Source organism: Luteibacter sp. P4_E6, assembly GCF_056401535.1.
Window position 1 is genome coordinate 1 of record NZ_JBFUJE010000337.1, and the last position, 4,327, is coordinate 4,327.

4 protein-coding genes and 1 pseudogene are annotated in these 4,327 nt (G+C 64.1%); 3 read left to right on the forward strand and 2 right to left on the reverse strand.

Annotated elements, in window-relative coordinates; genetic code table 11:
* Both minC and AC1DT2_RS16690 read right to left on the reverse strand, forming a co-directional pair.
* Positions 1-354: pseudogene (minC, locus tag AC1DT2_RS16685) on the reverse strand (septum site-determining protein MinC); the annotation flags it as partial.
* Positions 351-947: a GNAT family N-acetyltransferase gene (locus tag AC1DT2_RS16690; RefSeq protein WP_063571634.1), complete on the reverse strand. Its 597-nt coding sequence runs from the start codon at positions 945-947 to the stop codon at positions 351-353. The pseudogene minC and the gene AC1DT2_RS16690, both read right to left, overlap by 4 nt.
* A gap of 203 nt (positions 948-1,150) precedes the next feature.
* Between AC1DT2_RS16690 and AC1DT2_RS16695 the strand changes: the two genes are divergently transcribed.
* The 3 genes from AC1DT2_RS16695 to AC1DT2_RS16705 form a co-directional block, all read left to right on the forward strand.
* Positions 1,151-2,419, forward strand: coding sequence for a sensor histidine kinase (locus tag AC1DT2_RS16695; protein ID WP_477297560.1), 1,269 nt, complete (start codon positions 1,151-1,153; stop codon positions 2,417-2,419).
* Positions 2,416-3,057, forward strand: coding sequence for a response regulator (locus tag AC1DT2_RS16700; RefSeq protein WP_107912726.1), 642 nt, complete (start codon positions 2,416-2,418; stop codon positions 3,055-3,057). Before AC1DT2_RS16695 ends, AC1DT2_RS16700 begins: the two co-directional genes overlap by 4 nt.
* A gap of 227 nt (positions 3,058-3,284) precedes the next feature.
* On the forward strand, positions 3,285-4,327 hold a 1,043-nt coding region (locus AC1DT2_RS16705), incomplete at its 3' end, for an SRPBCC family protein (RefSeq protein WP_477297563.1).

Sequence of the window (4,327 nt, forward strand, 5' to 3'; positions counted from 1 at the left end):
GGACTGGCCGGGTTCGTACTGCGCGCGGAACTTGGCGATCAGCGGCAGGTTCATTCGTTCGGCGAGCGCTTCGGTCTCGGGCGTGCCATAGGCGATGCCGACGGGAAGCATGCCGGCGCTGCGAATGGCTTCGAGCAGGGCATCCACCATGCCGTCGTCGGGCAGTTTGGGCAGGTGCGAGAGGTCGAGCACGACCGCCGCACGGGCGAACATTTGCGGTGCCGCCCGCACGCGACGCTCCAGCTCTTCCACGAGGGCGGCAGCGTCCACGCGGCGAAGACGCACGCAGGCAATGCCGACCTGACCGAAACGGAGGTCGCAGGCGGCCTCGAGGGATTCGGCACGGGCGTTCATGCGTTCACCTTGTGACCATCGATCGGACGCTGGCGTTCGCTCAGCCAGGCCACGGAGGGCAGCCCGTCCTGCTCGATGTAGCGCTCACGAACGAAAGGAAAGCTCGGCAGCTCGCGCGCGAGCAGGCTCACCTTCGGACCGGTATCGCCCATCTTCTGCTGGCCCACTTCCTGGAAACCCATGGTGCCGTGGAACAGCACGGTCTGGTCGTTGCGCGGTTCGAGAAAAACTTCACAGGTCAAAAGCGGCACACGTACCTCGGCATAACTCTGCACATCGCAATAAAAGATTCGGCCCAGCCCATGGCCACGCGATTCGGACGCGATCACGATCCGATCGATGTACACGAAGCTTTCGTAATGGCCCTGGAACCAGCGGAAATTCGGACTGCTGTATTCGGCGTCCGGTCGCATGGCGATGAGGAAGCCGAGGATGCGGCCATCCTGTTCGGCGACGCGAAAATAATGCGCGATCTCGTACAGGTGACGCAGGCGGCTGCGGTCCGTGGCGAGGATACCGGTGCCTGCCTCGTTATTGAGTGCCAGCACGGCATCCAGGTCGTGCTCACGCACGTCGCGGATGGCAAGGGCCATTCGTTGCTCCGCTAAGGGTTCTGGAATGATGGTTTCGAAACGGGCGACCCCCGGGCCGCCGAATGCGCGGCATTATGGCACGCCGGCCACCCTAGCGGCGCGCTGTCGCGTATGTAAAACCGTTGTAAAGCCGACGCTTGCCGTTTGCCGGAGCGTGACTTCTATCAGGTGGTGCGGCGGGCGCGAAGCCCTATGATGCGGCCATGTCGAAGGTTCAGTTCAATAACGTCCGCCTCCTCAAGTACGCCACGTACTTTGTCTTCCTGTGCGTGGGCCTGCCGCTCTCCATGCAACGGGTGGGGGGCGGCCCCGGCACGATCGGCGATATGCCGTTGCTGGGCTGGACCGCGAGTTATCTGATTTTTGGCCTTGTGTACTGGCTGCTTACCCGGAATCTCGGACTTCGCGTAGACGGGTTCACGCRCATCGCCGTGCTCCTGATCCTCACCGGTACGGCGTTGGCGGTCGGCGTATTCAGTAAGAGTGGCGTCGCGGCGCTCCTGTTGATCATCGTGGCGACCGTGGTGCCCTGGCTGGTCACGCTGCCTATCGGCATTGCCTGGATGGTGCTGGCGCATCTGCTGTTGATCCCGGTCTTCCTTGAGATTCCGTTCACGCTGGTCGCTTCGACCATGCAGGCGTGTCTGTATTTCGGCTTCTCCGCCCTGGTTTTCATCGCCTCGATGGTGGCGAGCCAGCAGGCCGACGAGCGTGAAGAGCTGCGGCAACTGAACTCCGAGCTGCGTGCCACCCGCGCCCTGCTGGCCGAATCCACCCGTATCGCCGAGCGCATGCGCATCGCACGTGACCTGCACGACCTGGTCGGCCATCACCTTACCGCCCTGAGCCTCAATCTCGAGGTGGCCAGCCATCTCACCAACGACACGGCCCGGGAGCACGTTCTCAAGGCCCAGCGCACCGCCAAGCAACTGTTGGCCGATGTGCGCGAGGTGGTCAGCGAGCTGCGCCAGGACGACGCCATCGACCTGACCCAGGCCGTGCGTAGCCTGATCGAGGGCGTGCCGGGCCTGCAGGTGCAGTTGAGCGTGCCCCCGCGCTTCGGCGTCGAAGATCCTCGCCGGGCGCAGATGTTGTTGCGCTGCGTGCAGGAAATCCTGACCAACACGGTGCGCCACGCGCAGGCGAGACACTTGTGGCTGACCTTTCGTCACACCGGTCCTGACGAACTCTGTCTTGAAGCGCGCGACGACGGTCGTGGCGATGGCAGCGGCGCGGTCCGCCCGGGCAACGGCCTCAACGGCATGCGCGAGCGGCTGGCCGAGTTCGGCGGCACCGTCGATTTTCGAACCGGTACGGACGGCGGCTTTGCCCTGACCGCGCGCCTTCCCCTGGGCGAGGAGCCGACCCTGGCCCATGCGCCGGCGCGACCCGCGCTGGAGCGGGGGCTGGTCGACGATCCGGACCTTCCGCCCCGTGCCACAATTCCCTTTCCTTCCGAGGGTCATTCATGATCTCCGTCTGTCTCGTTGACGATCAGAACCTGGTTCGCCAGGGCATTCGCTCGCTGCTCGACCTCGCCGGGGACATCCGCGTGGTGGCTGAATGCGCCGATGGCGCCCAGGCGGTGCAGACCATTCCGCAGATCCGCCCGGATGTCGTCCTGCTGGACCTGCGCATGCCCAACATGAGTGGCCTGGACGTGCTGCAGACCCTCGGCGGCCGCAACGAACTGCCGCCGACCATCATCCTGACCACCTTCGACGACGATCAGCTCGTGCTGGCCGGGCTCAAGGCCGGCGCGCGCGGTTACCTGCTCAAGGACGTCTCGCTCGACCAATTGGTGGAAGCGGTGCGTACGGTGGCCGCGGGTGGGTCGCTGGTCGCCCCGATGGTGACCCAGCGACTCCTGGCCGGGGTGGGGCGCATCCAGAACCAGTTCTCCAGCCTCGAGCAGCCCGATCCCCTGACGGAGCGCGAAACCGAGATCCTGCGCCTGCTCTCGGGCGGCTACAGCAACAAGGAGATCGCCAATTCGCTGCGCGTGGCCGAAGGAACGGTGAAAAACCACGTCTCCAATATCCTGTCCAAGCTGGGTGTCCGGGACCGCACGCGCGCCGTCCTGAAGGCTCTGGAGCTGGGTATCGTCTGACCCGGCGCTGACCGGCGGCCCCCGCCGGGCCGCCGCGGCCGAAAACCGCCTTGTACCCGCTTGCGAAAAAGGGCAGGGCACCCAATGGCGTTCCCCGCCGCGAGCAAGTACCATCGGCTCTTTCGGCGCGGGCGAACCCCTGCCACGGGCCGATTCTTCAGGGGTGAGCGTACGGCGTCCATGGCTGTGCGTAGAGCCCGTTCGTAAGACGTTCGGAGAACCGTGGAATGACGCGTCTGTTAGAATTTATTGTCGCCCTCGTCATCGTCGCCGTACTCGGTGTCGTGGTCGGCGTTGCTATGCCCTCAACCGGACATGTTGAGCGCGAAATGCTGATTAGCAAGGATCTGCGTCAGGTTTACGACGTTTTCAGCAACTTCCGTCGCTTCCCCGACTACACCGTGCTGCGTTCCTTCGATTCGAAGGTCCAGTTCGAGCTGTCGGGTAAGGCGTACGGCCCGGGTGCAAAGATTTCCTGGAAGGCTTCCGACCCGAAGGTCGGTGATGGCGCCCTCGAAATTGCCTCTATCGATCCGGGCTTCGCCCAGATCTCCGATGCCGGCAAGGGCACCATTGTCTGGAACCTGGACAACGGCTGGCGCGGCAGCGACAAGAAGTTCACGATCACGCTGGAGCGCACCGGTCGTAGTCAGAAGCTGGTCAAGGTCAATTGGGCTTACGACGTCTCGTACGGCTTCAACCTGATCAACCGCTTCTCGAACCTCTACATCCACGGCGATCCGGACGCGCTGATCCAGTTCAGCCTGTCCAATCTGCAGAACCTGATGGCGTCGATTCCCAACATCGACTACAGCAAGATGGTTCCGTCGATCGTCGACCAGCCGGCCAAGCCGATCCTGTTCGTCTCCACCACCGCGCCGCGCACCCTCGACGATGTCGATACCGCGTCGGACAAGGCGATGGCCGAGATCCAGGCGACCGCCAAGAAGCTGGGCGTGAACATCACCAGCCCGCGTATCACGATCACCACGAACTGGGGCGATCAGAACTACACCTTCGACGTGGCCGCCGAGATCGACGCCACCACGCTGAAGATCAACGGCCAGGACGTCGAGATCACCGCCGCCCAGCGTCCGTCGCTGGATCCGGCCGAAGCTTCGACCTCCGCCGCTCCGGCCGCTGCCGACAACGCAGCTCCGGGCAGCAAGGACAAGCTGGGTCGCGTCATCGTCGACGGTAACGTCAAGGCCGTACTCGCCTTCGGTGGCAAGGCCCTGAAGGCCGATTGGGAAGGCACCGGTGCCGGCCT

Coding starts and splice junctions, on each gene's coding strand:
- AC1DT2_RS16690 (WP_063571634.1), bottom strand. CDS start 947: ATGGCCCTTGCCATCCGCGACGTGCGTGAGCACGACCTGGATGCCGTG.
- AC1DT2_RS16700 (WP_107912726.1), top strand. CDS start 2,416: ATGATCTCCGTCTGTCTCGTTGACGATCAGAACCTGGTTCGCCAGGGC.